27 protein-coding genes and 1 pseudogene are annotated in these 26,640 nt (G+C 72.2%); 17 read left to right on the top strand and 11 right to left on the bottom strand.

The genetic code is table 11. From position 1 onward, the window contains the following. Positions 1 to 63: 63 nt before the first annotated feature. Complete coding sequence (locus Sspor_RS04665; RefSeq protein ID WP_202197891.1) at positions 64 to 1,173, bottom strand: PP2C family protein-serine/threonine phosphatase; 1,110 nt, start codon at positions 1,171 to 1,173, stop codon at positions 64 to 66. Between the two features lie 148 nt (positions 1,174 to 1,321). Continuing rightward, the gene (locus Sspor_RS04660; protein WP_202197890.1) at positions 1,322 to 2,155 is read right to left on the bottom strand and encodes a LysR substrate-binding domain-containing protein; all 834 of its coding nucleotides are present in this window, start codon (positions 2,153 to 2,155) and stop codon (positions 1,322 to 1,324) included. A gap of 58 nt (positions 2,156 to 2,213) precedes the next feature. Between Sspor_RS04660 and Sspor_RS04655 the strand changes: the two genes are divergently transcribed. Further along, the gene (locus tag Sspor_RS04655; protein ID WP_202197889.1) at positions 2,214 to 2,618 is read left to right on the top strand and encodes a DUF5997 family protein; all 405 of its coding nucleotides are present in this window, start codon (positions 2,214 to 2,216) and stop codon (positions 2,616 to 2,618) included. A gap of 120 nt (positions 2,619 to 2,738) precedes the next feature. On the opposite strand, the gene Sspor_RS04650 is transcribed toward Sspor_RS04655, so the two are convergent. Further along, positions 2,739 to 3,317 carry a YdeI/OmpD-associated family protein gene (locus Sspor_RS04650; RefSeq protein WP_202197888.1) on the bottom strand — a complete coding sequence of 193 codons (579 nt, stop codon included), beginning with the start codon at positions 3,315 to 3,317 and terminating at the stop codon, positions 2,739 to 2,741. Between the two features lie 226 nt (positions 3,318 to 3,543). On the opposite strand from Sspor_RS04650, the gene Sspor_RS04645 reads away from it, so the two are divergent. Together Sspor_RS04645 and Sspor_RS04640 are read left to right on the top strand one after the other, a co-directional pair. Next, positions 3,544 to 4,833: a sensor histidine kinase gene (locus Sspor_RS04645; protein ID WP_202197887.1), complete on the top strand. Its 1,290-nt coding sequence runs from the start codon at positions 3,544 to 3,546 to the stop codon at positions 4,831 to 4,833. After that, on the top strand, positions 4,830 to 5,516 hold the full coding sequence (locus Sspor_RS04640; RefSeq protein ID WP_202197886.1) for a response regulator: 687 nt from the start codon (positions 4,830 to 4,832) through the stop codon (positions 5,514 to 5,516). Before Sspor_RS04645 ends, Sspor_RS04640 begins: the two co-directional genes overlap by 4 nt. A 101-nt stretch (positions 5,517 to 5,617) precedes the next feature. Here the strand turns inward: Sspor_RS04640 and Sspor_RS04635 are convergent, their stop codons facing one another. Then, the gene (locus Sspor_RS04635; RefSeq protein WP_202197885.1) at positions 5,618 to 6,076 is read right to left on the bottom strand and encodes a DoxX family protein; all 459 of its coding nucleotides are present in this window, start codon (positions 6,074 to 6,076) and stop codon (positions 5,618 to 5,620) included. Positions 6,077 to 6,447: 371 nt separating this feature from the next. Between Sspor_RS04635 and Sspor_RS04630 the strand changes: the two genes are divergently transcribed. From Sspor_RS04630 to Sspor_RS04610, 5 genes are all read left to right on the top strand, one after another. Beyond that, positions 6,448 to 7,404 (top strand): tellurite resistance/C4-dicarboxylate transporter family protein, encoded by a 957-nt coding sequence (locus Sspor_RS04630; protein WP_237403669.1) that lies wholly within the window; start codon positions 6,448 to 6,450, stop codon positions 7,402 to 7,404. Between the two features lie 104 nt (positions 7,405 to 7,508). After that, the gene (locus Sspor_RS04625) at positions 7,509 to 8,195 is read left to right on the top strand and encodes a Rossmann-fold NAD(P)-binding domain-containing protein (RefSeq protein WP_202197884.1); all 687 of its coding nucleotides are present in this window, start codon (positions 7,509 to 7,511) and stop codon (positions 8,193 to 8,195) included. 57 nt (positions 8,196 to 8,252) lie between these two features. Further along, entirely contained in the window at positions 8,253 to 9,461 is a 1,209-nt protein-coding gene (locus tag Sspor_RS04620; protein WP_202197883.1) for an RNA ligase, read from the top strand. Between the two features lie 3 nt (positions 9,462 to 9,464). Next, on the top strand, positions 9,465 to 10,481 hold the full coding sequence (locus Sspor_RS04615) for a phosphatase domain-containing protein (protein ID WP_237403668.1): 1,017 nt from the start codon (positions 9,465 to 9,467) through the stop codon (positions 10,479 to 10,481). 21 nt (positions 10,482 to 10,502) lie between these two features. Further along, positions 10,503 to 10,880 carry a PIN domain-containing protein gene (locus Sspor_RS04610; protein WP_202203478.1) on the top strand — a complete coding sequence of 126 codons (378 nt, stop codon included), beginning with the start codon at positions 10,503 to 10,505 and terminating at the stop codon, positions 10,878 to 10,880. 4 nt (positions 10,881 to 10,884) lie between these two features. Here the strand turns inward: Sspor_RS04610 and Sspor_RS04605 are convergent, their stop codons facing one another. Next, positions 10,885 to 11,334 (bottom strand): SH3 domain-containing protein, encoded by a 450-nt coding sequence (locus Sspor_RS04605; protein WP_202197882.1) that lies wholly within the window; start codon positions 11,332 to 11,334, stop codon positions 10,885 to 10,887. A 226-nt stretch (positions 11,335 to 11,560) separates the two neighbouring features. Here Sspor_RS04605 and Sspor_RS04600 point away from each other — a divergent pair, with 226 nt between their 5' ends. From Sspor_RS04600 to Sspor_RS04590, 3 genes are all read left to right on the top strand, one after another. Next, a complete protein-coding gene (locus tag Sspor_RS04600) occupies positions 11,561 to 11,935 on the top strand; it encodes a YbjQ family protein (RefSeq protein WP_202197881.1) in 375 nt (124 codons plus the stop codon). Between the two features lie 51 nt (positions 11,936 to 11,986). Then, a complete protein-coding gene (locus Sspor_RS04595; RefSeq protein ID WP_202197880.1) occupies positions 11,987 to 12,487 on the top strand; it encodes a GNAT family N-acetyltransferase in 501 nt (166 codons plus the stop codon). A 226-nt stretch (positions 12,488 to 12,713) separates the two neighbouring features. Continuing rightward, entirely contained in the window at positions 12,714 to 13,343 is a 630-nt protein-coding gene (locus Sspor_RS04590; protein WP_202197879.1) for a class I SAM-dependent methyltransferase, read from the top strand. 25 nt (positions 13,344 to 13,368) lie between these two features. Here Sspor_RS04590 and Sspor_RS04585 read toward each other — a convergent pair whose 3' ends face one another. Beyond that, positions 13,369 to 14,394 carry a DMT family transporter gene (locus tag Sspor_RS04585; protein ID WP_202197878.1) on the bottom strand — a complete coding sequence of 342 codons (1,026 nt, stop codon included), beginning with the start codon at positions 14,392 to 14,394 and terminating at the stop codon, positions 13,369 to 13,371. A 29-nt stretch (positions 14,395 to 14,423) separates the two neighbouring features. On the opposite strand from Sspor_RS04585, the gene pdxR reads away from it, so the two are divergent. The 4 genes from pdxR to Sspor_RS04565 are packed head-to-tail and all read left to right on the top strand — an operon-like array spanning position 14,424 to position 17,632. Beyond that, positions 14,424 to 15,953, top strand: coding sequence for a MocR-like pyridoxine biosynthesis transcription factor PdxR (gene pdxR / locus Sspor_RS04580; protein WP_202197877.1), 1,530 nt, complete (start codon positions 14,424 to 14,426; stop codon positions 15,951 to 15,953). Positions 15,954 to 15,996: 43 nt separating this feature from the next. Continuing rightward, complete coding sequence (locus Sspor_RS04575) at positions 15,997 to 16,461, top strand: LAETG motif-containing sortase-dependent surface protein (RefSeq protein ID WP_202197876.1); 465 nt, start codon at positions 15,997 to 15,999, stop codon at positions 16,459 to 16,461. Between the two features lie 8 nt (positions 16,462 to 16,469). Then, positions 16,470 to 17,132 (top strand): RNA polymerase sigma factor, encoded by a 663-nt coding sequence (locus Sspor_RS04570; protein ID WP_202197875.1) that lies wholly within the window; start codon positions 16,470 to 16,472, stop codon positions 17,130 to 17,132. Further along, a complete protein-coding gene (locus tag Sspor_RS04565) occupies positions 17,129 to 17,632 on the top strand; it encodes a hypothetical protein (protein ID WP_202197874.1) in 504 nt (167 codons plus the stop codon). Before Sspor_RS04570 ends, Sspor_RS04565 begins: the two co-directional genes overlap by 4 nt. A 13-nt stretch (positions 17,633 to 17,645) precedes the next feature. Here Sspor_RS04565 and Sspor_RS04560 read toward each other — a convergent pair whose 3' ends face one another. The 4 genes from Sspor_RS04560 to Sspor_RS04545 all read right to left on the bottom strand — a co-directional run bounded on the left by Sspor_RS04560 (position 17,646) and on the right by Sspor_RS04545 (position 21,356). After that, positions 17,646 to 19,088 (bottom strand): NF041680 family putative transposase, encoded by a 1,443-nt coding sequence (locus tag Sspor_RS04560; protein WP_308445572.1) that lies wholly within the window; start codon positions 19,086 to 19,088, stop codon positions 17,646 to 17,648. Positions 19,089 to 19,228: 140 nt separating this feature from the next. Then, a complete protein-coding gene (locus Sspor_RS04555; protein WP_237403667.1) occupies positions 19,229 to 19,582 on the bottom strand; it encodes a ferrous iron transport protein A in 354 nt (117 codons plus the stop codon). A gap of 80 nt (positions 19,583 to 19,662) precedes the next feature. Beyond that, entirely contained in the window at positions 19,663 to 20,781 is a 1,119-nt protein-coding gene (locus tag Sspor_RS04550; RefSeq protein WP_202197872.1) for an NADAR family protein, read from the bottom strand. Between the two features lie 134 nt (positions 20,782 to 20,915). Next, positions 20,916 to 21,356, bottom strand: coding sequence for a hypothetical protein (locus Sspor_RS04545; RefSeq protein ID WP_202197871.1), 441 nt, complete (start codon positions 21,354 to 21,356; stop codon positions 20,916 to 20,918). 214 nt (positions 21,357 to 21,570) lie between these two features. Between Sspor_RS04545 and Sspor_RS41465 the strand changes: the two are divergent. After that, positions 21,571 to 21,882, top strand: a pseudogene (locus Sspor_RS41465) (DUF4158 domain-containing protein); the annotation flags it as partial. A gap of 695 nt (positions 21,883 to 22,577) precedes the next feature. Here the strand turns inward: Sspor_RS41465 and Sspor_RS40260 are convergent. Then, on the bottom strand, positions 22,578 to 22,742 hold the full coding sequence (locus Sspor_RS40260) for a hypothetical protein (RefSeq protein WP_237403666.1): 165 nt from the start codon (positions 22,740 to 22,742) through the stop codon (positions 22,578 to 22,580). Between the two features lie 167 nt (positions 22,743 to 22,909). Here Sspor_RS40260 and Sspor_RS40255 point away from each other — a divergent pair, with 167 nt between their 5' ends. Next, positions 22,910 to 26,329, top strand: a complete 3,420-nt coding sequence (locus Sspor_RS40255; protein WP_237403665.1) for an NACHT domain-containing protein — start codon at positions 22,910 to 22,912, stop codon at positions 26,327 to 26,329. Positions 26,330 to 26,640: the final 311 nt, after the last annotated feature.

Below are 26,640 nucleotides of genomic sequence, written 5' to 3'. Positions count from 1 at the left end.
GCAAACCGGCGCCCGCCCGGTCCGGCCCGCCCGGTCCGGCCCGCCCGGTCCGGCTCGCCCGGCCTACGGGGCCGCGAGCCGCTCGATCGCGACCATCGCCGCGTCGTCGTCCAGGGTGTTGCCGGCGGCGTGCGCGAGCAGGTCCTGGCAGAGCCGGTCCAGGAGCGCGTGCGGGGGCAGGCCCGACCAGGCGCTCACGCGTCGCGCCAGCGGGTAGAACCCGCCCGCCCGGTCGCGGGCCTCCAGGACGCCGTCGGTGTAGAGGAGCAGGACGTCACCCTCGGCGAAGGCGAAGGTCTGCGCGGTGACCGCCGACGCGACGAGGCCGGCGAGCCCCAGCGGTGGCGCCGGCCGGTCCGCCTCCAGCTGTTCGGCGCCGCCTTCGCGCAGCACGAGCAGCGGCGGGGGATGCCCGCAGCTGACGAGGTGCAGTACCGGCTCGGCGTCGGGGATCTCCAGGACGGCCGCGGTCACGAAGCTCTCGCCCTCGTCCCCTGCGCCGTCCAGGTCCGCGGAGACCGCCGCCTCCAGGTAGTCCACCAGGCCCGGCAGCCCGGCCACCTGGTGGGCGGAGGCCCGGAAGGCGCCCAGCACGAGCGCGGCGTCCCCGACCGCCTCCAGCCCCTTGCCCCGGACATCGCCGATGATCAGCCGGGTACCGGTGGCCGTCCGCGCGGCGGCGTACAGGTCGCCGCCGATCTGGGCCTCCGCCGCGGCGGCCAGGTACACGGAGGCGACACCCAGCGGGCCGATCCGGTCGGGCAGCGGCCGCAGGACCACCTCCTGGGCGGTCTCCGCCACCGAACGCAGCTGGGTCAGCTCCTTCTCGTGCACCTCTCGCAGGTGGGCGAAGAAGGTCACGAACACCGAGATCATCACGAGCGCGATGATCTGGAAGGTGTGGTTCAGATCGGTCAGGCTGGTGCGTGCGGCCGCGACCACCACCTGCGCCAGTACGGCGACCAGACCGACGAAGCCCGTCATCCAGGGCCCCGCGAACGACGCCGTCACGGCCGGTGCGGCGACCAGGAACGGTCCGAGGTGCACGTCGGGGGGAGCCAGCACGTCGATCGTCGTCACAAGGGCGATCAGCGCGAACGGGACCGCCAGCTGCGCGCGGCTCACCTCGGGGGACCGGTGATGACGTGGGTACGACGGCGGCCGGAGATCCATCCCTCCTGCATACACCGCGAGGCGGGCAGGATCCCCGAAGCCAGGCCGTCACGGGCACCCGACCGTACCTCCGGGGTGACCGCCGCTCCCAGGGCGCGACGGCCGGTCCTCCGGCCCCCGGCCGGTCCTCAGGCGCGGTGGCCGCTCCTCAGGGGCGACGGCGGGGCTTGCCGCCCTTCGCGCCCTTTCCGCCCTTGGGGCCGCCGGAGGCGCCACGGGGGTTCTTCCCCGCCGCCGGCCTCCCGGAGGACGACTTCCCGGCCCCGGACTTCCCGGACCCCGACTTCCGCTGCGCGCCGCCACCGCCACCGGCACCGCCCGTACCCGTTTCCGGGCGCTTGCGCTTGGCCTTGGGCTGCGGCGGGGTCGGCGTGCGCCCCCGCGTGCTGTTCACGGTCCGGCCGCGCACGATCCCGATGAACTCCTCCACCAGGTCGGTGGTCTCCTCCTGCGGCCAGGACAGCGCGACCCGCGAGGCGGGCGCGTCCGAGACCGGCCGGTAGGTCAGGTCCTTGCGGTGGTGCAGGCGGGCGAGCGACTGCGGGACGACGAGTACGCCCACCCCGGCCGCCACCAGCTCGATCGCGTCCGCCGTCGTCGCGGGGCGCTCGATCGCGGGCTTGCCCGGCAGCTGCTCCCAGGCCAGGGTGTCGTCGAGCGGGTGGAACACGATCTCGTCGGCGAGATCCTCGGTGGACACCTCTTCCGCCGCGGCCACGAGGTGGTCCTTGGGAACCACGACCACCGTGGTCTCGGTGTAGAGGGGGATCGCGCTCAGATCGTCACGGTCGACCGGCAGCCGCACGAACCCGGCGTCGGCGCCGCCCGCCCGCAGCACGCCGAACGCCTCGGTCGGGGACACCGCGACCAGGGTCAGCGGGACGTCGGGCAGCCGCTCGTTCCAGATACGCACCCACTTGCTGGGTGTCACCCCCGGGACATAAGCGAGCCGGAACGAATGGGGTACTTCCGAGCCTGTCACCCCGCAAGGTTACCGGTCGTGGTCGGAGGTAGCGCACACGCTCGATACTCTTGACACCATGACGTCGCACCAGAACACCCAGACGATGAAGCCCGCGACCGCGGCGAAGAAGCTGGGCGTGTACCTCGAGGCCACCCCCGCAGAGTTCCAGGAGGGTGTCGTCTCGCGCAGTGAATTGAGTGCGCTCCAGGCCGATCCGCCCCAGTGGCTGCAGGACCTGCGCGCCAACGGTCCGCACCCCCGTCCGGTGGTGGCGGCCAAGCTCGGCGTCTCCATCGCCGGCCTCGCCCGCGGCGGGGTCACCGAGCCCCTCACCACGGAGCAGATCGAGGCGCTGAAGCAGGAAGCCCCCGAGTGGCTCCAGCGTGAGCGCACCACCCAGGCCGAGGTCCGCAAGGAGACGGTCCGCATCAAGGAGAAGAACGCGGAGCGGGCCGCGAAGGCCCGTGAGCAGCACTCCTGACCCGCGCCTCCGCTTTCCGTCAGGCCTGGCTTCCCCGTGGGGAGGCCAGGCCTGACGCCTTCCCCGGCCCTCCCGCCGTCCCGCTCTCCCGCGTCCCTGCGCCCGCGGGGCCCGGCCGGATCACCCGGCAGCCCCGTCTCCTCCCAGCAGCCGCACCGCCCGGTCGAGCCGGGCCCGCCTGGTCTCCGGTGTGAGCGCCTGGAGCAGCGGCAGGATCACCTGGTAGCGCCCGGTGCGATCGAGCTCCTCGAACGCCGCTGCCGCCTCCGGGTTCGCGGCGAAGGCCGCCGCGAGATCCGGTGGCACCGCCGCCGTCCGCTGCGACTCGTAGGCGTGCGTCCACCGCCCGTCCTCCTGCGCCCTGCGCACCTCGGCGAGCCCGGGCTCGCGCATCCGCCCCGCGGCCGTCAGCTCCGCGACCTTGTCCACGTTCACCCGTGACCACAGGCTCCTGGCCCGGCGCGGTACGTACTTCTGCAGGTAGTACCGCTCGTCGAGGGCGCGCCGCTGCCCGGAGACCCAGCCGAAGCACAGCCCGATGTCGACCAGCTCGTCATCGGTGACCGACGCGATCCCGGACTTCTTCTTGGCCAGCTTGATCCACACGCCCTCGTGCCGCGTGTGGTGCTCGGCCAGCCAGCCCTCGAACGCCCCGGCGTCCGCGAAGGCGATGATCTCCACCCCGCCCAGTTCCTCCATGCGCCCAGGCTAACGCCCGCCGTCCGGGCCGGACGGGGCCGACACGGCCCGCGAACCGGCGCGCAGTTCGCCCAGCACCACCTCCAACGTGGGCCTGCGGGCGTCGAGTTCGAGGATCGCGCTCCCGTCCTCGGCCGCGAGGTCACCGGTGATCGCGACCGTACGGCCCCGGGGCGTAAGCCCGGGGGACGATGCCCGGTCGGGGGCGGCTGGCTACGGTCATGCCATGGACAACCCACCGCAGCACGAGACGACCGCGAGGGTCGCGAACGCCGACAGAGCCACGGAGGCCGACAGGGCCGCGGAGGCGCCGAACGTCTCGCATGCGCCGAACACCGAGCACGTCAAGCGGAGTTCGTCACGGGTGCCCGGCTCCGCCCGCGCGGCCTGGGGCGGTGCGCTCCTCTACGCCCTCGTCCCGGGCCTGCTGATCGGCGGGGTCCCGGACGCCGCCGGACCGCTCCTCGGGATCGTGCTGCTGCTGGCCGTGACCCCGCTCGTCCCGCTGCTGCGGTACCGGCCCCTGGTGGCACTGACCCTGACCCTCCTCGGCGGCACGCTCGTCGCGGGAGCCGCCCGGGACCACGGCCCGGGCCGGTTCCTCGTCTTCCTCGCCTCGGACCTCGTCCTCGGATGCATCGTCGCCACGCGACCCCGGCGGGACGCGGCCATCGCCCTCGTCATGGTGTTCGCCGTGGAGCTTCCGGCGGTCGGGCTGTTCTCGATCGGACCGTACGACCTGATGAGTACGGGCCTGATCGCCTTCCTGTCGCTGGGTGCCGTCTGCATGACCGGCCTGCGGTTCCGTGAGCGCCGCGAGCACGCGGCCGAACGGCGCGCACGGCAGGTGGCCGAGGCCGTGACCGCCGAACGGCTGCGCATCGCACGCGAGTTGCACGACATGGTCGCCCACAGCATCGGAGTGATCGCCATCCAGGCGGGTGTCGGCAGCCGGGTCATCGACACCCAGCCGGACGAGGCCCGCGCCGCCCTGCGGGCCATCGAGGCCACCAGCCGCGAAACCCTGTCCGGGCTTCGCCGCACACTCGTCGCGCTGCGCCGGGCGCAGCCGGACGGCCCCGAGGGGCAGGCGCCGCTCGGGCCCGCGCCCGGACTCGCCGAACTCGACGGGCTCGTGGCCACCACCGCCGACGCCGGAGTGCGGGTCGACGTACGGTGGGAGGGGGAGAGCCGTCGGCTTCCGCCCGAGACGGACCTGTCGGCGTACCGCATCGTGCAGGAGGCGCTGACCAACGTGGTCCGCCACGCGGACACCGGGCACTGCCGGGTCACCATCGGATACGGGGAACAGGAGCTGACCGTGGAGGTCGTCGACGACGGGCGCGGCACGCCCGACGGCATCGGGAGTACGGGATTCGGCCTCACGGGCATGCGCGAGCGGGTCAGCCTGCTGCACGGCCGTTTCAGCGCCGGCCCCCGGGCCGGGGGCGGCTTCCGGGTCGAGGCGGCGCTGCCGCTGCCCCTCGCCGCACCGGCCGTGGGCGGGCTCCGATGACCGTGGCTCCCGCGCGGGCGATCCGCGTCCTGCTCGTGGACGACCAGCCGCTGGTCAGGTCCGGCCTGCGGGTGCTGATGGCCGACACCACCGACCTGGAGGTCGTGGGCGAGGCCGGTACGGGCACCGAAGGCGTCCGCCTCGCCGCCGAACTGCGCCCCGACGTGGTGGTGATGGACATCCGCATGCCGGGCATGGACGGCATCGAGGCGACCCGGCTGATCACCGCGGGGACGGCGGCGGTCAGGGTGCTCGTGCTGACCACCTTCGACGAGGACGACCACGTCTACGGGGCGCTGCGCGCCGGCGCGAGCGGATTCGCCGTGAAGGACATGGCCGTGGAGGAGATCCTCGCAGCGATCCGGGTGCTCGCCGCGGGGGACGCCCTGATCGCGCCGGGCGTCACCCGCAGGCTGATCGCGGACTTCGTCCGGACGCCCGGACCCGCGGCACCCGAGGCGCGGGCGCCGCGGTCCGTCGAGGGCATCACCGAGCGCGAACGGGAGGTCCTGACGCTGGTGGGGCGGGGTCGTTCGAACGGCGAGATAGCCGAGGAGCTGTTCATCTCGGCGGCCACGGCCAAATCGCACGTCTCGCGCCTGTTCACCAAGCTCGGCGCCCGGGACCGGGTCCAGCTCGTCATCATGGCCTATGAGATGGGCCTGGTCGCACCGCCCCGTTGAGGGCCCGGGCGCCGGGACGCGATCGGCGCCGACGCGCACGGTGCTGACGCGCACGGTGCTGACACCCGTGGTGCTGACCCGCGCGGTGCTGAATCGTTTTCTCAGGCGGTCACGGCCTCCGGGCGGTTCTCGTCCCGCCGCCCGGCGGAGGCCGCCGCCGAACGCGAGGAGAACAACCCGTCCACCGCCAGGGCGCCGGGGCCGGTGAACACCAGCAGGAGGAAGGCCCAGCAGAACATCGCCGAGGCCTCGCCACCGTTCTGCAGCGGCCACAGCGCGTCCGGCTGGTGCACGGTGAAGTACGCGTACGCCATCGAGCCGGAGGCGACGAAAGCGGCCGCCCGGGTGCCGAGACCCAGCAGGATCAGGGCGCCGGCGACGAGCTGGATGGCCGCGGCGTACCAGCCGGGCCAGGTGCCGGCGGCGATGGTTCCGCCACCGTGCGCACCGCCGAGGACACCGAAGAGGGAAGCGGCACCGTGCGAGGCGAAGAGCAGTCCGGTGACGATCCGGAACAGCCCGACGGCGTAGGGCTGGGCATGGTGGAGACGTACGTTCATGGGGGGAGGCTCCTTCGGTCGGGGACGGATCCCGAAGTCGTGCCGAGGTTCTTGAGCGTGGGCGAGCCATAGGTTAGGTAGCCCTAACCGGGCTGACAAGCGCGAGTTCCGGCCACCCACCGGGGCGTTCGACGCCCCGAGCCACCCCGCTCGGGGCGCGGCGGGGCGGGTCGGCGCGCCCGCGCGAGGGACCGGGGACCCGCCGCCGCGCACCCTTGTGACGGACCGGCAGGCCCGCATCCCCGCCCGCGCATCGCGCGCTGGTTCGCCCGGTTCCGCGTGCGGCGGGTGTGGCGTCCGGGCGTGTGGTTCGTCCGGCGGGTCGGCCCCGTCCGCTGGCAGCCGGCCGGCCGGTGGGGTCCGCTGGACGCGTGAGCATCCTCCCCGGCCGCGACTGGTGGACCGGGCTCCCGCCCGCGGCGGGAGCCGCGGTCATGGCCACCGGCATCATCTCCGTCGGCCTGCACCTGACCGGGCACGAGCCGGCGTCGCTGGCCGCGCTGGTCGTCGCCGGGGCGCTGTGGCTGGTACTCGCCGCCGATTTCACCTCCCGGCTGCTCGGCGACCGCGGAAGGTTCCGCGCCGAGGCCGACACCCCGGCCGCGCTGACGGCCGTCGCCGCCACCACCGTCATCGGGGCCCGGCTCTCGCAGCAGGGCCTGCAGACGGCGGCCGCCGCACTGCTCGTGCTGGCGGCGGTGCTCTGGCCCGGGCTGCTGTTCAACGTCCTGCGGCACTGGCGGCGGCGCATGCCGGGCGCGGCTTTCCTCGGCTGTGTGGCGACCCAGGGGCTCTCCCTCCTCGCCGCGTCCCTCGCCGACGCCGGCCACCGCGACCCGCTGGCGTGGGCGGCCATGGCCGCCTTCTGCCTCGGCCTGATGCTCTACCTGGCGGCCCTCTTCCGCTTCGACCTGCGCGAGGTGGTCGGCGGTGCGGGTGACCACTGGGTGGCGGGCGGCGCGCTCTCCATCTCCGCCCTGGCCGGATCCAGGCTCATGGCGTCACCCGTATGGGCCGGAGCCGCGCACGGCGTTCTGCGCACCGTCACCCTGGCCCTGCTCGCCCTGTCCCTCGTCTGGTACGTCGTCCTCCTCGCCGCCGAACTGCGCCACCCGAGGCCGCGCTACGACATCCGGCGCTGGGCCACCGTCTTCCCGCTCGGCATGACCGCCACCGCCTGCCTCTCCGTGGCGGCCCCGGCCGGCATCGCCCGGCTGCGCACACTCGGCGAGGTACTGCTCTGGATCGCCGTGGGCGCCTGGCTGCTGACCTTCGCCGCACTGGTCGCCTCGCACCTCACCGCCGGGCGCGGACCGGTGGCCCGATGACGCCCCCGCGCCCGCACCGTGGCACCGGACCGCTCGCCGCTCGCCGGCACCGGACCGCTCGCCGGCCCCGCCCGGCCGGCGGGACACCGCCTAAGCTGCCCTTCGTGAACGTCATCCTCTTCGGCGCGACCGGCATGCTCGGCCGCGGCGTCCTGCGCGCATGCCTGCGCGACGACTCGGTCGAGAGCGTCCTCGCCGTCGGACGCACCCCGCTCGGCGTCAGCCACCCCAAGCTGCGCGAGTGCGTCCAGGACGACCCGTCGGACCTGGCCGCCGCCGGGATCGACCCGGCCGCCCACGACGCCTGCTTCTTCTGCCTCGGGGTCTCCTCGGTCGGCATGAAGGAGGAGGCCTACCGGCGCGTCACCCACGACCTGACCCTCGCCGTGGCCCGGCCGCTGGCCGCCGCCAATCCCGGTATGACCTTCGTCTACGTCTCCGGCGAGGGCACCGACAGCACCGAGCGGGGCCGTTCCATGTGGGCCCGGGTCAAGGGGAAGACCGAGAACGACCTGCTGGAACTCCCCTTCCGCGCCTACATGTTCCGCCCCGGCATCGTCCAGCCCGTGCGCGGGGTGCCCTCCAAGGCCCGTATCTCCCGGATGTTCTACGCGGTCCTCGGCCCCCTGGTCCCCCTCGTACGGCGGGTCGCCCCGAACCTCGTCATCACCTCCGAGACCTTCGGCCGCGCCATGATCGCCGTCGCCACGCCCGGCACCGAGGTCCCCGGCCACATCCTGCGGCCCGCCGACATCAACCGCCTGGGTGGTGCGCCGACCAGGCATAATTGACTACCGGGCACACCCTCCCGCACGTGAGAATGAGCCATCTCAAACCGGGAGGACCCCATGAGCCAGGAGACCCTGACTCTGCATGACCTGCTGCCCGCACAGGCGCTGGCGGACTCGATCGACGCCGGGTACGTGACCCGCAAGTCGCACCCCGAACTGCCGCTGTCCATCTACACCTACACACGGACGGCCCAGTACGAACGCGTCTGGAACGACGTCACCACGCGCTGCCGCGGACTCGTCGCCGACGACACCACCGGCGCGATCGTCGCCCTGCCGCTGCCGAAGTTCTTCAACGTCGGCGAGCACGAGTCGGGTCAGCCGTACGCCCCCGCCCTCCCGGACGAGCCGTTCGAGGTCTACGACAAGGTCGACGGCAGCCTCGCCGTCGTCTTCCACTACGCCGACCGCTGGCGGGTCGCCTCCAAGGGGTCCTTCATCAGCGCCCAGGCGACCTGGGCGCAGCGCACGCTCGACGGCAGGGACACCGCGGCCCTGCGCCCCGGCACCACCTACCTCGCCGAGATCCTGTACCCGCAGAACCGCATCGTCGTCGACTACGGCGACCGCCGGGACCTCGTCCTCCTCGCCGCCTTCGGACAGGACGGCACCGAGGTCCCGCTCGCCGAGGCCGCGTCCCACTGGGAGGGGATCGGCTCCGTCGTCACGGTGTGGCCGGCCATGCCCATCGACGACCTGATCGCGCTGACCGACTCCAACACCCTGCCCGGGGGCGCCCGGGCGACCGGCACCCAGGCGGAGGGCTTCGTCCTGCGCTTCGCCTCCGGTGTGCGCGCCAAGGCCAAGCTGTCCGAGTACGTACGCCTCCACCGGCTGCTCACCAAGGCCACCGAGCGGGACATCTGGCGCGCCCACGGCATCCAGCGGTTCGCCGGCCTGCCCCTCAAGCAGCTGGCCCAGGGCCTCGGCACCACGGTCGCCGAGATCGAGGCCTCGGGCGGCAAGCCCCTCGACGCGCTGCTGGACCAGGTGCCCGACGAGTTCGACACGTGGGTGCGCGAGGTGATCGAGCGGATCGAGAGCGAGTTCGCGCGGCGCGAGCGCGCCATCGACGAGGCGTACGCGGGCCTCGCGCACCTGGCCGCCGACCGGGGCGCCTTCGCCCGGGCGGTGAAGACACTGCCCGACCGGGAGGTCAGGGCCGCGATGTTCCTGCGCCTGGACGGCCGGTCCACGGAACTGGCCGTATGGCGCAACGTGCGGCCGGAGACGTCCGACCCCTTCACGAACGACGAGGAGAACTGACCCGTGTCCGAAGAGACACCCACGCATACGGATGCGGATGACGACGTGAACGCGGCCGGGGCCGTGGCCGCCGCCGAGGAGGCCCCGCTGCCCGTCGTGCACGTCATGACGGGCCTGCCGGCCTCCGGCAAGACGACGGCCGCGCGCGCCCTGCAGGCCGAGGCCGGTGGCCGCATGCGCCGCGTCAACCTCGACGACCTGCGGCTCATGCTCGACCTCCCGGACCCGGCACGGGGCCGCAGCTTCCGGCACGAGCAGACCGTGCTGGCCGTCCAGGACGCGGCGGTCCGCGCGGCGGTCGACGGCGGTTTCGACGTGGTCGTCGACAACACCCACCTGACCAAGAACATCCCCAAGCGGCTCAAGGCGGCGGTCGGCGGTCTCGCGACCTTCGTCGTCCACGACTTCACCGACGTCCCGCTGGAGGAGTGCCTGCGCCGGGACGCCGCGCGCGAGCGCCAGGTCGGCGAGGAGATCATCCGCATCCTGGCCGAGAAGCACGAGAAGGCACGCAGGGGAGGCTGGCGGCTGACGTCGGCGTGGATGAACGGCGGGTCGAGCGGGGTGGCCGCGCCGCCCGTGACCGCGTACGTTCCCGACCCGGCCCTGCCGGCGGCGGTCATGTGCGACATCGACGGCACGCTCGCGCTGACCGGCGACCGGGGCCCGTACGACTTCTCGCGCTGCGAGCTCGACCTGCTCAACGAGCCGGTACGGCACGCGCTCGACGCCTTCCGCCGCGCAGACGGCGACGTGATCGTGCTGCTGTCGGGGCGCGGCGAGGAGCACCGCCCGCAGACGGAATCCTGGCTGCGGCGCCACGAGGTGCCGTACGACGAGCTGTGGATGCGCGCGGCGGGCGACACACGCCGCGACGACGTGGTGAAGGCGGAGCTGTTCGACACGCACGTCCGCCACCGGTACGCGGTACGGGTCTCGCTCGACGACCGGGACCGGGTGGTCGCGATCTGGCGCCGGATGGGCCTGCCCACCTGGCAGGTCAACTACGGAGACTTCTGAGGCCGGGCTGCCGTGGACGCGGTGAACGCCGAGGACGCTCCGGACGCCGTGCGGAACGTGCTGATCGTGGACGGTGCGAACGTCGTCGGCTCGGTGCCGGACGGCTGGTGGCGGGACCGGCGGGGCGCCGCGGTCCGGCTGCGCGACCTGCTGGCCGGCCGGGGCGGGGACGAGGAGATCGTACTCGTCGTCGAGGGTGCCGCCCGGGGCGTCGGGTCCGTTCCCGGCGTCCGGGTGGACTCGGCGCCCGGAAGCGGTGACGACCGGATCGTGGAGCTGGCCGCCGCATACGCGGAGCGCGGCTGCGTCGTGGTCACGGCCGACCGTGAACTGCGGGAGCGGGTCCGGGCGTACGGCGTCGAGTGCGTGGGGCCGCGTGCCGTACGCCCGGTGAACTGACCGCTCAGCGGCAGTACTTCACCTCGGAGAGGTTCTTGACGTAGCGCGCGGAGACCCAGCGCTCCTTGTCGTACGCGCGCTTGGGCGCCTCGGCGTCGTGCTCCCAGCTGCTGTTCCTGTCGGCCAGGCGGTACCAGATGCCGTTGCCGTCGACCTTCTCACCGTACTTCTTGCACTCGATCTCGACCTTGCTGTTCGGGTACACGTGGCCGAGGGACTGCGAGTGGGTGCTCGGCTTGCTGCGGACCGTCAGCGGGCCCTTCGACACGACCTTGCCGGTGACGTGCTTCTTTTCGGGGTACGCGCCGGGCTCCTGGGACCCTCCGCCGACGACGATCTCCCGCGGCGGCCGGTTCTCCGGACCGTCGTCGGCCACGGCGGCGCCCGCTCCGGCCAGACCGAGAACCAGGCTGCCGGTGGCGAGAGCGAGGGTGGTTCTGGTGGGCTTCAGCATGAGCCGGCTCCTCTACGAAGACATCCACCCGGCCGCGGCGTGCGGCGCGGGGCTGCAACCAGGCGGTTGCCAGGGACGACTATGACGAGGGCGGGGCGCGTAGCCCCGGTGGCTCACCGTCCTTTAACCCGATATGACCAATTTGTCTATTGGAGTGCGAGGCTGTGCCCCCCTGACCGCCCGGCCCCGGATGCGGGCGGTGGCGGCCCGAGCGAGAGTGGGAGCCATGGGTATCGATGACTACGGCGGTGGCCCCGGCGCACACGAGAGCGGCGTCCTCGTCGTGACGACCAACGACGTCCCCGGCTACCGGGTCGAACGGGTCATCGGTGAGGTCTTCGGCCTCACCGTCCGTTCCCGGCACCTGGGCAGCCAGATCGGCGCGGGCCTGAAGTCCATGATCGGCGGCGAGCTGAAGGGCCTCACCAAGACCCTGGTGGAGACCCGGAACCAGGCCATGGACCGGCTCATCGAGCAGGCGAAGGCGCGCGGCGGCAACGCCGTGCTGATGATGCGCTTCGACGTCACCGACGCGCAGGACGTCGGGACCGAGGTGTGCGCGTACGGAACGGCCGTCGTCCTCGTTCCCGCCTCCACCTGAGCCGCCCGACCCGCCGGGCCTTCGGCCGGCCCCTGATGCGATGCTCGGTCCATGACGGATCGACACGAGGTTGTCATCGCCGGCCGGCCGGGCCGGGCGCTCCGCGCCGGGGACGGGCTGGCCGGGCTGCTGGCCGCCTACCACCTGCGGACAGAGGCCGAGAAGGGTGCGGCCGTCGCCGGGGTGGACGGCCTGCCGGACCGCTACCGGATGGAGATCGCGGACCCGCGGACCGCGTTCGCCGGTGACATGGTGCTGCTGGCGCTGAGCGGGGACACCGCGGTGGGCTGCCTGGTGGTGACCGCCCCGGCCGGGGGACGGTCCGAGGTCAAGCGGCTCTGGACGGCCCCGGAGTTCCGCGGAACGGGCATCGCCTCCCGCCTCGTCGGCGCCGCGCTCACCCATGCGGGGGAAAGCGGCGCCGACGTGGTGCGGCTGTCGGTGTGGGACTGGCGGACGGGCGCGATCGCGCTGTACGAACGGCTCGGCTTCACCGTCACCGAGTCGTGGGACGAGCGGGACCGGCTGGTCTGCATGGAACGGGCCGTGTGAGGCCGCGGCCTCACACGGCGGGCTGCGACTACCGCTTCCAGAGGGTCACTTCGGTGAGGTACGTCGGCACCGTGGGGTGGGCCCCTTGCTCTTGCCGAACGAGGTCGAGGTCCGGATCCCGTCGTACCCCATCGTCAGCTCCTGGTCCGACGGAGCCTAACGGGGGGCGTGGCCCCCACCGCACCGCGCCACTACGGTGGTGCTCCGGAGACGAAGGGGCGGCCCGATGAGTCAACGCAAGTCGGCGGCAGAGGTGTTCGACGAGCTGGGGGAGCGCTACGAGGAGGTGTTCGGGCGGGTTCCCGGCCAACTGGCGGCCCTTGACTGGCTCACCGGCCGACTGCCCTCCGGAGCACGGGTGTTGGACGTGGGCAGCGGTACCGGACGGCCCACCGCCGAGGCACTGGTCCGGGCCGGATGCGCCGTCACCGGTATCGACGTCTCGGCGGCCATGGTCGAACTGGCCCGCGCCAGAGTCCCGCAGGCCCGCTTCGAGCAGGCCGACGTACGCACCTACACGCCCGAGCGGGCCGGCTTCGACGCGGTGTGCTCCTTCTTCCCGCTGCTCGTGATGGACCAGCCGGAGGTCGCGGAGGCGCTGGACCGCATGGCGTCCTGGGTGGCGCCGGGCGGGTACTTCGTGCTGGCCACGGTGCCGGGGGACATCCGCGGCCTGGACATCGAGTGGATGGGCCACGAGGTCACCGTCAGCAGCCTCTCCACGGAGGACCACCTGGCCAGGCTCGCCGGCCTCGGCATGGAGGTGCTGCACCACCACACCGCACCCTTCCGGCCGGCCGATGACCGGGCGGGCCCCGAGGAGCACCTCTTCTGCTACGCCCGCCGCAGCGTGTGAGGCCCGTACCGACCGCCGGGCGCCCTCAGGGGGACGCGGGTGCCCGGCCGTCGGTACGCGACGCCCGCGCGCCCGGCCCCGGCGTCCGGTCGGGCCGCAGGCCCGCGGCCAGCCCCGCGATCACCACCAGCAGGCCCAGCCACACCGCGGGGCCCGGGACCCCGCTGCCCGTGACGACCCCCGCACCGGCCGCGGCCAGGGGCGCGACCCCGGTCAGCAGGCCGGCGCGCCCGGCGCCCACGGCGGCCACCGTGCGGTACCAGAGGAGGAAGGCCACCGCCGTCACCATGACGGCGAGGTATCCGGCCGCCACCCACTGGGGCCGCCCGAGCGACGCGACCGCGGCCGGGCTCTCGAAGACGACCGTGAGCCCCGTCAGCATCAGCGCGCCCAGCCACACCGCGTGCACGGACACCCCCCACGCCCCGTGCCGGCGCAGCACCGGCACCGCGAGCAGGGTGAAAGCGGCCTCGCAGCCCAGTGCGAGGGCCGCCCAGGCCACCCCCGCCGCGTCCGTCCGGCCCGTTCCCTCGACCAGTACCGCCCCCGCCACCACCACCGGAGCCGCGAGCAGCACCCGACGGCTGGGCCGCCGCCCTTCCAGGAAGGGACCGAGCAGCCCCAGCAGGATCGGCACGGAGGCCACCGCGACGGCGATGACGGCCGGTTCGGCGTGCGCCACCCCGCGGACCACGGCCACGTTGAACAGCACCAGCCCGGTCGCCGCGATCCCCGCCAGCCACAGCCACTCCCGGCCGCGCGGCCGGTGGAGCGGCACCCGGGCGGCCCGGGCCAGGGCGAACAGCAGCAGTGCGGCAGCCGCGTAGCGGACGGCCTGGGTGGCGAACAGCGGGGCGTCGGCGAGCGCCCGCGAGACCGTGACGCTGCTGCCGACCAGGGCCATTCCGGCGATCCCCGGAACCAGATCCCGGAACGCCGTGGAGCCGGCGGTGGCAGCGGAGGCGGTCGTGGCGGAGGCGGTCGGAGCGGTGACGGTCGTGAGGGCGGTTCCGGAGCCGGATTCGGTGGTGGAAGCGGGTGGTGTCTGCATGGCATTCAGCGTGTCCGCACAATGGCCCCATGAGCAGGTCCAATGATGATGCCTCCGAGGGGTCCAAAAGCCCGAGCGGCTCGGACTTCCTCCAGCTCGACGTAGGCCAGGCCCCGCCGGGCGGCCGCACCGAATGGCTGGCGGGGCGGCTGCGGGCCGCCATCGCCGACGGCACCCTCCCGGTCGGCAGCAGGCTCCCGGCCAGCCGGGTCCTCGCCGCCGAACTGCGCGTCTCCCGGGGGCTCGTCACCGAGGCCTACCAGCGCCTCGCCGAGACCGGCCAGGTCAGCGGCCGGGGCCGGGGCGGCACCGTGGTCGTCGCCGCCCCGGCCCCGGTGGCCGCCCCCTCCACCGCCCCGGCGCGCGGCGGGCTGGTGGACGCCCTGCGCGCCGTACCGTGCCGGATCGACCTCTCGCCCGGCGTCCCGGACCTCGCGGCCTTCCCGCGCACCGCCTGGCTGCAGGCCGAGCGGCGCGTCCTCTCCGCCCTCACCCCGGCCGACTTCGGCTACGGGAACCCCCAGGGCGCGTCAGCGCTCCGGGAGGCGGTCGTCGGCTGGCTGGCCCGGAACCGGGGGATCCGAGCCGACCCCGCCGAGGTGGTCGTCGTCGGGGGTGTGGCCCAGGCGCTGGCGCTGCTGGCGCACGTGCTGCGGGAGGAGGGCGGCGTGCACCGGGTCGCGGTCGAGGACCCCGGCTCGCTCGGAGCCCGGCAGCAACTGGAGTACGGGCGGATGGAGACGGTCCCCGTACCGGTCGACGAGGCTGGTCTGGACGTGGCCGCGCTGCGGGCGAGCGGGGCCGGAGCCGTCCTGCTCACCCCGGCGCACCAGTTCCCGACCGGCGTCGTCCTCGACGGTGAGCGCCGCCGGGACCTGCTCGGCTGGGCGGCCGCCGGGGGACTGGTCATCGAGGACGACTACGACGCCGAGCACCGCTACGACCGGGCGCCCGTCCCCGCCCTGCGCGCCCTGCTCCCCGAGGGCGTCTGCTACGCGGGAAGCGTGTCCAAGCTCCTCGCCCCCGCACTGCGCCTGGGCTGGCTGCTGGTCCCGCCGCGCCTGCTCGACGCCGTGACCGCCGCCAAGCGCTACGCCGACCTCGGCAATCCGGTCCTCGCCCAGCTGGTCCTCGCGCGGCTGATGGACTCGGGCGAGCTGGAACGGCACCTGCGCCACGTCCGGCGCCGCCACCGCCGTCGCCGCGACGCCATGCTCCGGGCGGTCGCCGAGCTGCTGCCCGGCGCCCGGGTGCACGGCGCGGCGGCCGGGCTGCACCTGATGGTCACCTTCGACGGTGCGGGCTTCGAGGACACGGCCCTGGCCTCGGCGGCCCTGGCCCTGGGGGTCAAGACCCATCCGCTGTCCTGGCACCGGGTCCGGCCAGGGCCGCCGGGTCTGATCCTCGGCTACGCGGCCGGCTCGGCCGGAGAGATCGAGGAGGGCATCGCCACCCTGGCCACGGCCCTGGCGGGGGTGGACGCGCTGCCGGAAACCGGCCGGAAAGTTTTTCCGGAACGGCGGCAACCTCCCGGGGGGTCGCGCGTCGTGCGGGGGTGAAGGGCGCAGTACCGCGTCCTCGACCCGACCGTGGAGAACCTCCGTGAAGAACCTGTCGCGTGTCCCCCTGGCCTTCTGCCGGACGGCCGTCACCGCTGCCGTCACCGCTGCCGCCGCCGGAGCGGCCGTCGCTCTCGCCGGTCCGGCCTTCGCCGCGAGCAGTGGCCCGGCCGCCGCGCCCTCCCCGTCGGTCAGCGCGCCCGCCAGTGCCTCGCCCAGCGCGGGCGCGGTCAAGCCCTCCCCGTCGGTGAGCACCCCGCCGAGCGCGTCCCCCAGCGCGTCCCCCAGCGCGTCCCCCAGTGCCGCGCCCAGCGCCGTTCCGTCGTCCCCGGGTTCGAGCGCCAGGCCCAGCGCGTCGCCCTCCGAACCCGCCGTCGCACCGGGCGGGGCCGAGCTCGCGCATACTGGCTCCTCGGCGACGACCATCGCCATGGGGGCGGGGGCCACGGTTCTGGTCCTCGCCGGCGCGGGAGCCCTGTACGCCGTGCGGCGCCGCGCGAACAGCTGAGGAATCCCGTGCTCCAACTCGCCTCACCCGTCGGCCCCCTCACGCCCGGCTTCGGCCGGGCGTGGCGGGGCCTCCGGTCGTTGCTGCGCCGGGAGCGGCACGCTCCGCCGGTCACCCCGCGGCCGTACACGGACCCGTACGGCTCCCCGCACACGTACGACCTCACGGGCCACGGCGACCAGCGGCCGCCCACCGTCACCGAGCTCTACCACGCGCACCGGCTGCGCATGGTCCGGCTGGCGGTGCTGCTGGTCGACGACCTGGCCACCGCCGAGGACGTGGTCCAGGACGCCTTCACCGCCCTCTACCGGCGGCACGGGGAGCAGATAGCCGAGGTCGACAACGCGCTGGGCTACCTGCGTACCGCGGTGGTCAACACCTCGCGCTCGGTGCTGCGCCGCCGCCGCACCGTCCGGGCCTGGACCCCGCCGGCCGCGGCCGACATCCCGTCCGCCGAGGACCACGTGGTCCTGGACGAGGCGCACCGCGAGGTGCTCGCCGCACTCGGCCGGCTCACGCCGCGCCGCCGCCAGGTACTGGTGCTGCGGTACTGGGCCGACCTCAGCGAAGCGGAGATCGCGGCCACCCTCGGGATCAGCCGGGGAGCGGTGAAGTCCAACGCGAGCCGCGGCCTGGACGCCCTGGAACGGATTCTGGAGGGACGGATATGACGCGTGACGGCGAACGCCTCACCGAGCGCCCCGTCGAGCGCAGGCTGCGGCAGGCCCTCGACGCGCGCGCGGACAGCATCGACGTCCGCCGGCTGCGGCCCGCGCAGCCGCCGGGGGGGCACCGGGGACGGCTGCCGATGGCCGGGCTGCGGCGGTTCGCGCTGCCGCTGGCGGGCCTGGCGGCGGCCGCGGCGGTCGCCGGGATCGGCTACCTGCTGCTCGCCCCGGACCCGTCGCCGCCCGGCCCCGGACTGCCGGCGAACCCGCCGCGGATCACGGCCCCCGGCCCGTCCCCGCGGGACCCGACGTCACCCGCCCCGCAGCCTTCCGCGTCCGGGCGGCAGACCCCTTCCGTGTCCTCGCCCCCGAGCGGGTCGGCGAGCCCGTCGGTCCCCGTCTCACCCAGGGCGTCGGGGTCGCAGTCCCCGTCGCCGAGCCCGTCCGGCGCCCGGGCCGCCGTGTCGTCCTCGCCGCCCCCGCCGAGCTCCGCTCCGCGCTAAGCTTGTTCTTTATCTACCAAGATCTTCCGGGCTTGCCGATGGCCTTGAGTGTCTCGGGGCGTTTGACGGTCTTGCCGACGTCGTAGCGGGGTGCCCACTGTTTGTTCTTGGCGCCGGGTGGGCGTCCGGGGCCTGCTCCTCGGGGTTTGGGAACATGGGTCGGGCAGGCGAGGTGCGCGCGGATGTTCCTGAAGCCCCGCGGACCCGGGCCGGGGTGAGCCGGCCCGGGGGTGGTGAGTTTCTCCCAGGGCCGGCGGAGGGCCGCGGCGAGTGGCCGGGTGAGCCGGAGCTGGGTGTGGGCGACGATCAGGATCCAGGTCCAGCGGTCCGCGGCTTCGGGAGTGCGGAGTTTCGGAGTGGTCCAGCCGAGGGCCTGCTTCGCGAAGCGGAACGTGTGTTCCAGGTCGAAGCGGCGGAGGAATGCCTGCCAGCAACGGTCCACATCGTCCGGGGTGGCGCCCGTTTTGGAGGACCATAACCACACCGGCGGAGCGTCCCGGTCCTTCGACAGGTGCTCGACCTTCAACCGCATCAGCGTTCCCTCGACCAGGGGAAGTCTACCGTCGTGGTCAAGCCATGAGCAGCGGTGGGTGAGCCTTGGGTGGACCCGGTCCCATGCCTGGGTTTCGGCCTTGCCGTAGTTGGTGGTGTCAGTGACCGTGGTGATCGCGGGCTCGGGCCAGGTCTCCGGCTTGGTGAACCGGAACTCCGGGACGTGCTTGGGTGGCAGGCCGTTGACGCCGTGCATCCGCGGTGGTTTCGGCAGACGCATCACGCGGTCGGAGCGGACCCGGCCGACCAGCTCAACAGGCAGGTCGCGCAAGACCCAGGCCAGGTGGGTGGCGTCGTAGCCAGCATCGCAGACGATCACGATGGCCGGGTCCCCTGCCTGCCACTGCCCCGCGGCGATGAGGCGTTCAGCGACTCCTCGGAGCTGGTCGGCGGTGATCGCGGTCGCGTCGTCGATCGGGCCGAGCCGGACCGCGTCCAGGATCGCGGTCCAGGACGTGGCACCCGGCTCCAGCACGGCCACGAAGGAGTAGGGCCAGCCCGGGATGAACTGGGAGGCCGTCTTTGCACGGCCGTAGACGTGGCAGAACAGCCGGTCGGCTGAGCATGGCGCGTCCGAGCGGAGCCACGGTGACACATCGACCGCCAAGACCAGGCGTCCACCGTCGAACCGCGGCAACGGCAGCCCGGCCAGCAGTGTCCGCAGCCGGTCGACGTCGATCCGGCCGCGGTTCAGGCCGCCGTACATGGCTCCGTGCCCACGACGATGCTCGGGCAGCAGCGTTAGGTCCACCGGGGACTTCACCGCCCCGTCCGCACAAAGCACCGCGTCCACCAGCTCGAACAACTCGTCGCGCCGGGCGGTCAGACACTCGTAGAACTCGCCCCGGAAGCGTGACGCTTCCGCGAACGCTTCCCTCCGGACAGCATCAGACAGCAGACTCACCCTCACGGCCTTCGTCTTGGTCACGTGCACCTTGGTCGGAGCACATGATCAGACGAAGGCCGCCCGCGCGTCAGGCGAATGCCCAGGTGAGCGACCCAGTTCGACGGACGATTCGAGCCGGAGCCCGAGGCGCGGTAACCCTACGCCTCGGGCTCCGGCTCGGCCCTGAGGTACCGATCCCAGATCTGGGCCTTGCGATAGGGACCGTCCCCGTCGCAGTCGTACTGCGGCGCGTCAAAGATCACCCAGTACACCAGCTCGCCGCTGAGCGCCTGGGCATGTTCATTGGGTTCGGGTGCACCCATGGCATCGATCGTTCCGGGAAACTCGGCCTGCCAAGGACCGTCCCAGTCCGGGGCACGAACGACCGTGACCCGGCTCCCCGGTGCCAGTGCACCCGTCGGCCATGTCCCCCTCAAGGGACGAACCAGAAGGTGCTCTATCGCCTGGCGGTCATCTACATCCACAGGAACAGAGGCGGAACTGTCTGTCATGCCGCCCACCCTGCCCGCACCACTTCCGAAGCGCCAGAAGATAAAGAACAAGGTGAGAGACAACCTGTACCGCGGTCCGCCTACAGCACCGGAATCCCGGATCGGTGCATGTGGAGGTCGGAGCGGACGAGCTCGAGGAGCCGGCCGAGCCAGTTGCGGCCACGGCCGCCGCTCTCACCCCAGAAGCTCGAGTACACGTCCTCGTAGAGCAGGGTGGAGTCATTCGTCGCCAGCAGGATCGCGGCCAGCTCGGAATGCTGTTCGTACTTGGCGCGCAGCAAGCTGGTCATGACAGCGGTACGGGCCTGCTCCCAGCCTTCGCGGCACGGTGCACCTGCCGCGATCTCCTGTGCTGCAGCGCCGGAATCCGCCGTCGCGACCGCGTCGTGGTCCTCCGGACGCGCGAGCGACAGAGCCCAGTAGGCGTGTGCGACCGAGGGGTAGTCGACCTCGCCTACGGTGATCGGCGCGGGGTAGTCGTTGCGCAGACCGCGCAGGCCTGGGTCCATCACCCGCTCCTTCGCCGCGAAGGGGGGTAGGTGGACCGCCGGAGCGTACGGAGTCGCGGGGCCGTCCGCCGATGTGCGGGTCTGCCACTCGGCCTTCAAGCGGGAACGCTCCTCGAAGTACGCGAGGGCCCTGTCGTAGTCCTCCTGCGTGACCTGCTCGTCGAAGGACAGGTACGTCCGGCCTCCAGGCCCTGCCACCAGCACTCGCAGGGGCCAGTCCTTGCGGTCCATGTCGCCCAGGGCGAAGCGGCGCTTCGTGACGGGGACGGCCAGGAACGCATCGCGGGCCAGGGCCCGGTTCTCCTCCGTCCGATCCTCGAGGAACGCGTCGACGGCGGCCAGGCAACGGCCGGTCGAGTCGGGCCTGTCGTTCAGCTGGTCGATGGTGTCCTTGACTTCCGCGAGAAGCAGTTCAGGTGTGAGCTGACTCCGGGGCTCGCTGAACTTCCAGCGCGCCATACCGTGTGCGGCTGCTGGGGCGCCGTCCGGCAGGTCTGTGGCGACCCATCCGGAGCGGAGCTTCTCCTCGAACTCCTCGAGGGTGACCAGGCCCCAGCAGTCGACGAGCCCGTCGGCATAGACGCGGAGGTCGGTCAGGAAGTAGCGGCCGTTGTGAATGAAGACGTGCCGCCAGGTTCCGGGTATGCGGACGCCGTCCACGGTGCGATAGGTGACGCGGTTGCGGATCATGCGGTGATTGTTGTCCTGCCTCAACGAAGATTGACCGGTCTCACCGAAATTTGACCGCCTGCTGCTCCACGTTCGGGGCTACTGCGCTTGCGACGGGCGGACCGGCGGCAGTGGCACCGTCACGAGTCCCGCCCCTACAGCACGGCAACGACCGACTTCAGATCGGCGGCCAGGAAGACCACGTGGGTGCCTTCAGCGGTATCAACTCGTCCCAGGGCAACCGGGTCATCTCCCGCACGCTGAAGATCCGGCAACCCCTGTTCGAAGTCCTTGCAGGTGGAGACGCCGTCCTCCGCCATGCATTCAGCCCGCCATGCGTAGATGTCGAGGTACCGGCGAGCTGGTTGCAGCGATCCTGCCCACACCTTGAAGGCTGCCCCGGAGCGCAAGGCCAGGGCAGTCCCATAGGCAGCATCGGTTGCCTGTTGTTCGAGCGCAGCAGCCAGGTCTTCGCGATTCACGATGTGCAGTATGGCGTGCCGCGGGCGCCAGCCTTCGCCCGTCAAGGCGGACCAGTCCATCGGCTTCAGCCCCAGATCACCCGCGGCGGAACAGCGGCCGGCCAGCTGGCTCATCAAACTTCGATGAGACGGACAGGGCGGTCGTCAATCTTCGGTGAGACCGGTGAACCTTCGCTGAGACAGGACACTCGTGGACGGTTCCTGCATGGCGAGCCGCTCCACTCGTGGGCGGGCTGCCACCTGTCCTCAAAGCGGGTTCGACGGAGTTACTGCCCTGACAAGCGACGCTCGGGCATGATGCGTGGCTGTGGGTCGGCAGCTGGTGGGAATGGACGAGCTGGTCGAGCATTGGACAGTGCTTGACGGCGAACTGGGGCTCGTGACGGGCAAGCGGGGAGGTGCCCGGCTGGGGTTCGTGTCGCTGCTGAAGTACCCCACCCGGCACGGCTGGAGCCCCCGGCCACGGGCGGAGTTCCCTGACGAGGTAGTGGAGTTCGTCGCCCGGCAGATGAAGGTGCCGACCGCAGTGTTCGACTCGTGCCAGTGGAGCGGCAGCAGGATGGAGTACCACCGCGCACAAGCCCGCGAGGTCCTGGGGTTCCGGATGTGCTCGGTGCAAGACGCGGAGAAGCTGACAGCCTGTCTGGTAGCGGCTCGGCTGGCGTTGGACGTAGGGGACCGAGGTCTTGCTCTGGTGCCGGACGACTGGCAGAACGAGGTGCGGGATGACTCTGACGCCGAGTCGGTGCTGGCCTTGTTCAAGGCGATGCCCGGCCAACTCAGCCTGGAGCCGATGCTGCGGGAGATCCGCATGCTGACCGTGACCCGGGCGATCGGTCTGCCTGGGGCGCTCATTGCCGACGTGGCACCGAAGGTGCCGGCGTCCTGGAGGCAGGGGCATGCCGTCAAGTCGCTGTCCCGCCCGTGCCGACGGTCGGACGAAGCAGTGGTGACGCTGCTTGCCGCGCTGCTGGAACGGGAGCGGGCGGCCACCGACTCTCTGGGAGGCCTGCTGATCGCCACGGTGCAGCGGATCGGCTCCCGCGCCGGGCAGAAGGTGACCAACGAGCTGATCAACGCCTTCAAGCGGGTGTCGGGCAAGGAGTGCCTTCTGCTCGCCATCGCCGAGGCGTCGCTGTGCGAGCCGGATGGCGAGGTGCTCCTGCCGGCCGTGCGCGGGGGTGGGCACACACTGAAGGAGCTGGGCCTCCCGCTGCTGTGGTCCCGCGTACGGCTTTACGGCGAGGTCCGACTCGACCTCGGTTCCCGCCTCACCATCGGCCCAGTGGCGGAGGGCCGATGGCTGCGAGGCGGCGGGCCACCGAGCCCGGGTCGTTATCGGCGCCGGCGAACTTCCCGCACGAATGCCGCAACCGCGCGCAGGACGTCGGCGCGGTCCTGCGAAGCGGTGCCCTTCAGGGCCATGCCGGTGATGGTCACCACGGCGGTCGCGAGGATCGCAAGCCCGGCCACGAGCACCGCTGCCGACCAGATGTCCATGTGTCAGTCCTTCCGCAAGCAGCCTCGACCGCCCCGGACGAGACGGCCAAGAGCACCTTCGCCAGGGCCCTCCGCAGTAGGCCACGGATGTCGGATCGCCGGATTCCCGGCAGCAAGCCCTCCAGGTCTCGCAGCCCGTCGGCCCTCGGCCTCCGGATCGGGCCGGATTGAAACAGCCCCCGAGCGGAAGTTGGCAAGTGAACGCGGCAACAGGTACTGCCTCGGGACGGGGTGCTCTGGCGGAGGAGCTCGGGTGGCTCCAGGCCGAGCTGCGCCGGAAAGGGAAGACGCAGAAGGCTGCGGTCGAAGAGGCCAACCGGCGTCGGCGGGCAGCTGCAGGCCGTTCGCAAGATGCGCCGTGGCCCCGTAAGGAAGGCGGCCTGGACCTGCCGGTCCAGACGGTCAATGACTGGTTCCCCAAGCAGAAGGGCTCCAAAGAGCCCAGAATGCCGCAGGACTTCGCGGACCTGTGGTCCGTGGTCGCCGTCATGCTGGAATGGACCGGGCAGCTCCCCGACAAACCCTCCGCGGGCAGGCAACGCCACCACTGGAACGAGCTCCATACCGACGCCCAGCGCGGGACCAGCCTGGACGAGCAGGTGCGCGGTTACCTTCAAGCCGGCCGCAAGGCCGCCGAGCAGCACCCGCATCCGGGCATTCCCGGCCGGACCGCCCCACCCTCCCTGGCCCATGTCTATGTACGCCAGCACAGCAGGCCTGCAGCCCAGGGCAGCACTGCGGCCGAGCCTGCGGAGGCTGTCTTCCGGAAGCCTGATCGTGTCTGCGTGCTCATCGCCGGCCCGGGAGGCGGCAAGTCCACACTGCTGCGCACGTGGCTGCGCGATACGGCCGACGAATGGCTCGGCGCCACGAGGAACGCATCGAAGAGCACCTTTGCTGTGCCGGTCTGGGTCAGCGCACACATCCTCGCCCAGGAGGAGATGCCGGTGGCCGACGCGCTCGCCGCTGCCACCCGAAAGCTCAGCCGATTCGGGCGTCACCCCGGACTGGAAAACGTCCGCTTTCTAGAACGGCCGTGCACCGGAGCGCACTGGCAGCTGCTCGTCGACGACCTCGACGAGCTCCCCAACGCGGCCCAGCGACGCGCCGTGCTGGAGAAGCTGGCCAACGCCGTCACGGACGACCCACCGCTCTACCGGTGCTTCATCGCCACCCGGCCCCTGACCGAGAACGAACTCGACGTACTCGACCACGTCCTCGGCCACAAGGCTCCGCGCTACGACCTGCAGCCCTTCACCACCGACGACTTGCACACCTACATCGAAAAATACTTCTGCACCCACTGGCCTCCGGAGGAAGCCGCCCGCCGTGCCGAGCAGTTCACCAGCGCGCTCCGCAGCGCTTCCCTGACCGTTCTGGCCCACACCCCGCTCATGGCGTACATGCTGTGTCAGCTCTACCTCGCCGCCCCCGACCGCCCGCTGCCCGGCGGCCGCACCGCGGTGTACGAGGCATTCACCGATCTGATCTACGAAAACAATCAGAGCAAGCACGTCGCGGACAGCCACGAGGAAGCGATCACGCACCTCGTTCAAAGTCTCCAGAGCCCCCGGGCACGCAAGGAAGCCGACCAAGCCGCACGGCAGGCCCAAGAGCAGCTGCCCGAACTGATCGACTACCTCGCCTACGAATGGTTCACCGGCCAACAGGCCCCAGCGGCCGCGACACTGTCCGCACACGACGCCCTCCACCGTCCGGGCAAGGTGCGCCCGGAGATCTGGCAGGCGTTCCTGGAAGACCTGCTGCGGCATACCGGCCTGCTGGTCCACCACGCGGACGGCCTCGGATTTCCCCACCAGACCTTCCTCGAATACCACGCCGCCCGCCATGCCACACACGACGAACAGACGCGTGCCAAGCTCCTCGACCAGCTGTTCCCTCCCGGACAGCAACCCCGGGTTCCAGCCCTCGAGCAGTCCTCCCTGGGCTTCCTCCTCGACGCTCTCCTCGCCTCCCCAGACGGCATCGCAGCCGAGACCACCACCAGATTGGAAGCCCTCATCCGCCAGGAGGGACAGCGCGTCTGCTGGTTCCTCGTGGAACAAGTGGGCTTGAGGACTAACCTCCCAGCCGAGCCAACCGCAAGACAACTCAGCAACTTCGCTCAGAACGGATCCCTCGACCGCTCCCTGCGGGTGGAGGCAGCCTCGAGCCTGGCTGGCATGGACGGGTACCGGGATGCGGGTGCCGACCGCCTCATCGCCCTCGCCGACGACACCACCCTCCGTGGCTTCTACCGCGTGTGGGCGGCGCAAGGCCTGGCCGTCGTGGACGGGTACCGGGATCGCGCGGCCCAGCTCTACACCCGGCTCGCCGACGACACCACGCTCGACGACTCCGCACGCGTGGAGGCAGCTTCGAGCTTGGCTGGTGTGGACGGGTACCGGGATGCGGGTGCCGGCCGCCTGATCGCCCTCGCCGACGACACCACCCTCCGTGGCTTCGCGTTCGTGGAGGCAGCCTCGGGCCTGGCTGGTGTGGACGGGTACCGGGATGCGGGTGCCGGCCGCCTGATCGCCCTCACCGGCGACACCACCCTCCTTGGCATCGCGCGCGTGTTGGCGGCCGCGTACCTGTCCCGCGCGGACGGATGCCGGGATGCGGGCGCCGACCATCTGATCGCCTTCACCGACAACACCACCCTCAGTCTCTACGAGCGCGTGTCCGCAGCAGGGTTCCTGTCCCGCGTGGACGGGTACCGGGACGCGGGCGCCGAGCGCCTGATCGCCTTCGCCGACCACACCACCCTCCGTGGCCACGACCGTGTGTCCGCAGCCTACGAGTTGGCCAAGGTGGGCGGGTACCGGGATGCGGGCGCCGAGCGCCTGATCGCCTTTGCCGACCACACCGCCTTCGATGGCTTCGAGCGCTTGTCCGCGGCCCGGGACCTCGCCGGCGTGGACGGCTATCGGGATCGCGTGGCACAGCTCTACGCCCGGCTCGCCGACGACACCACCCTCACTGACAACGACCGCGTCTCAGCAGCCCGGGAACTGGCTGGTGTGGACGGGTACCGGGACGCGGGCGCCGACCGCTTGATCGCCCTCGCCGACAACACCACCCTCCGTGGCATCACGCGCCTATCCGCAGCCCGGAACCTGGACAGGGCAAACGGGTATCGGGATCGCGTGGCACAGCTCTACGCCCGGCTCGCCGACGACACCACCCTCACTGACAACGACCGCGTCTCAGCGGCCCGGGAACTGGCTGGTGTGGACGGGTACCGGGATGCGGGCGCCGACCGGCTGATCGCCTTCGCCGACGACACCACCCGCGATGGCTCCCGACGCGTGGCGGCAGCGAAATTGGCCGGCGTGGACGGGTACCGGGATGCGGGCGCCGAGCGCCTGATCGCCTTTGCCGACGACACCACCTTCCACGGCTTCGAACGTTTGTCCGCCGCCCGGGACCTAGCCCGGGTGGACGGGTGCCAAGACCGCGGGGACCAGCTCTACACCCGGCTCACCGACGAAGCCCATCAGCACCCGTCCTGGGCCTGCGCGGCCTGCGGCACGTCGAACACCTGGGGCCGCAGCGAATGCGACGAGTGCGGCGGCGCGATATGACAACGGCGGCGGAAAGCGGTTCCGCCGCCTGAGAGCGCCAGAATCCACCACGCCGTGCTCGGCACCGCTCACCTGCACAGCCTCGCCCACCGTGGGTGACACGGAAACGGACATGGCCTTGGCATGGCGAAGCGAGGCAGCGTGGACTGCGACACCTTCGCTGATCAAGTGCCGACGACGACTCGGAACTGGTCGCTGGTCCATGACGACCCGGACGTCGGCGACCCGGGCGCGCTGCTCGGCGGCGTACTCGTCAGCGGGCCAGGAGCCGCGCGGATGACCGGCGGGACTCGCTCCAGGACAGTGCGCGG

It is taken from the genome of Streptomyces spororaveus, assembly GCF_016755875.1.
Taxonomy (GTDB): domain Bacteria; phylum Actinomycetota; class Actinomycetes; order Streptomycetales; family Streptomycetaceae; genus Streptomyces; species Streptomyces spororaveus.
This window is presented reverse-complemented; position numbering and strand designations above follow the sequence as displayed.

Coding starts and splice junctions, on each gene's coding strand:
- pdxR (WP_202197877.1), top strand. CDS start 14,424: ATGAGCAGGTCCAATGATGATGCCTCCGAGGGGTCCAAAAGCCCGAGC.
- Sspor_RS04585 (WP_202197878.1), bottom strand. CDS start 14,394: ATGCAGACACCACCCGCTTCCACCACCGAATCCGGCTCCGGAACCGCC.
- Sspor_RS04550 (WP_202197872.1), bottom strand. CDS start 20,781: ATGATCCGCAACCGCGTCACCTATCGCACCGTGGACGGCGTCCGCATA.
- Sspor_RS04555 (WP_237403667.1), bottom strand. CDS start 19,582: ATGACAGACAGTTCCGCCTCTGTTCCTGTGGATGTAGATGACCGCCAG.
- Sspor_RS40260 (WP_237403666.1), bottom strand. CDS start 22,742: ATGGACATCTGGTCGGCAGCGGTGCTCGTGGCCGGGCTTGCGATCCTC.
- Sspor_RS04640 (WP_202197886.1), top strand. CDS start 4,830: ATGACCGTGGCTCCCGCGCGGGCGATCCGCGTCCTGCTCGTGGACGAC.
- Sspor_RS04650 (WP_202197888.1), bottom strand. CDS start 3,317: ATGGAGGAACTGGGCGGGGTGGAGATCATCGCCTTCGCGGACGCCGGG.
- Sspor_RS04600 (WP_202197881.1), top strand. CDS start 11,561: ATGGGTATCGATGACTACGGCGGTGGCCCCGGCGCACACGAGAGCGGC.
- Sspor_RS04605 (WP_202197882.1), bottom strand. CDS start 11,334: ATGCTGAAGCCCACCAGAACCACCCTCGCTCTCGCCACCGGCAGCCTG.
- Sspor_RS04665 (WP_202197891.1), bottom strand. CDS start 1,173: ATGGATCTCCGGCCGCCGTCGTACCCACGTCATCACCGGTCCCCCGAG.
- Sspor_RS04545 (WP_202197871.1), bottom strand. CDS start 21,356: ATGAGCCAGCTGGCCGGCCGCTGTTCCGCCGCGGGTGATCTGGGGCTG.
- Sspor_RS04595 (WP_202197880.1), top strand. CDS start 11,987: ATGACGGATCGACACGAGGTTGTCATCGCCGGCCGGCCGGGCCGGGCG.
- Sspor_RS04565 (WP_202197874.1), top strand. CDS start 17,129: ATGACGCGTGACGGCGAACGCCTCACCGAGCGCCCCGTCGAGCGCAGG.
- Sspor_RS04620 (WP_202197883.1), top strand. CDS start 8,253: ATGAGCCAGGAGACCCTGACTCTGCATGACCTGCTGCCCGCACAGGCG.
- Sspor_RS04635 (WP_202197885.1), bottom strand. CDS start 6,076: ATGAACGTACGTCTCCACCATGCCCAGCCCTACGCCGTCGGGCTGTTC.
- Sspor_RS04655 (WP_202197889.1), top strand. CDS start 2,214: ATGACGTCGCACCAGAACACCCAGACGATGAAGCCCGCGACCGCGGCG.
- Sspor_RS04590 (WP_202197879.1), top strand. CDS start 12,714: ATGAGTCAACGCAAGTCGGCGGCAGAGGTGTTCGACGAGCTGGGGGAG.
- Sspor_RS04645 (WP_202197887.1), top strand. CDS start 3,544: ATGGACAACCCACCGCAGCACGAGACGACCGCGAGGGTCGCGAACGCC.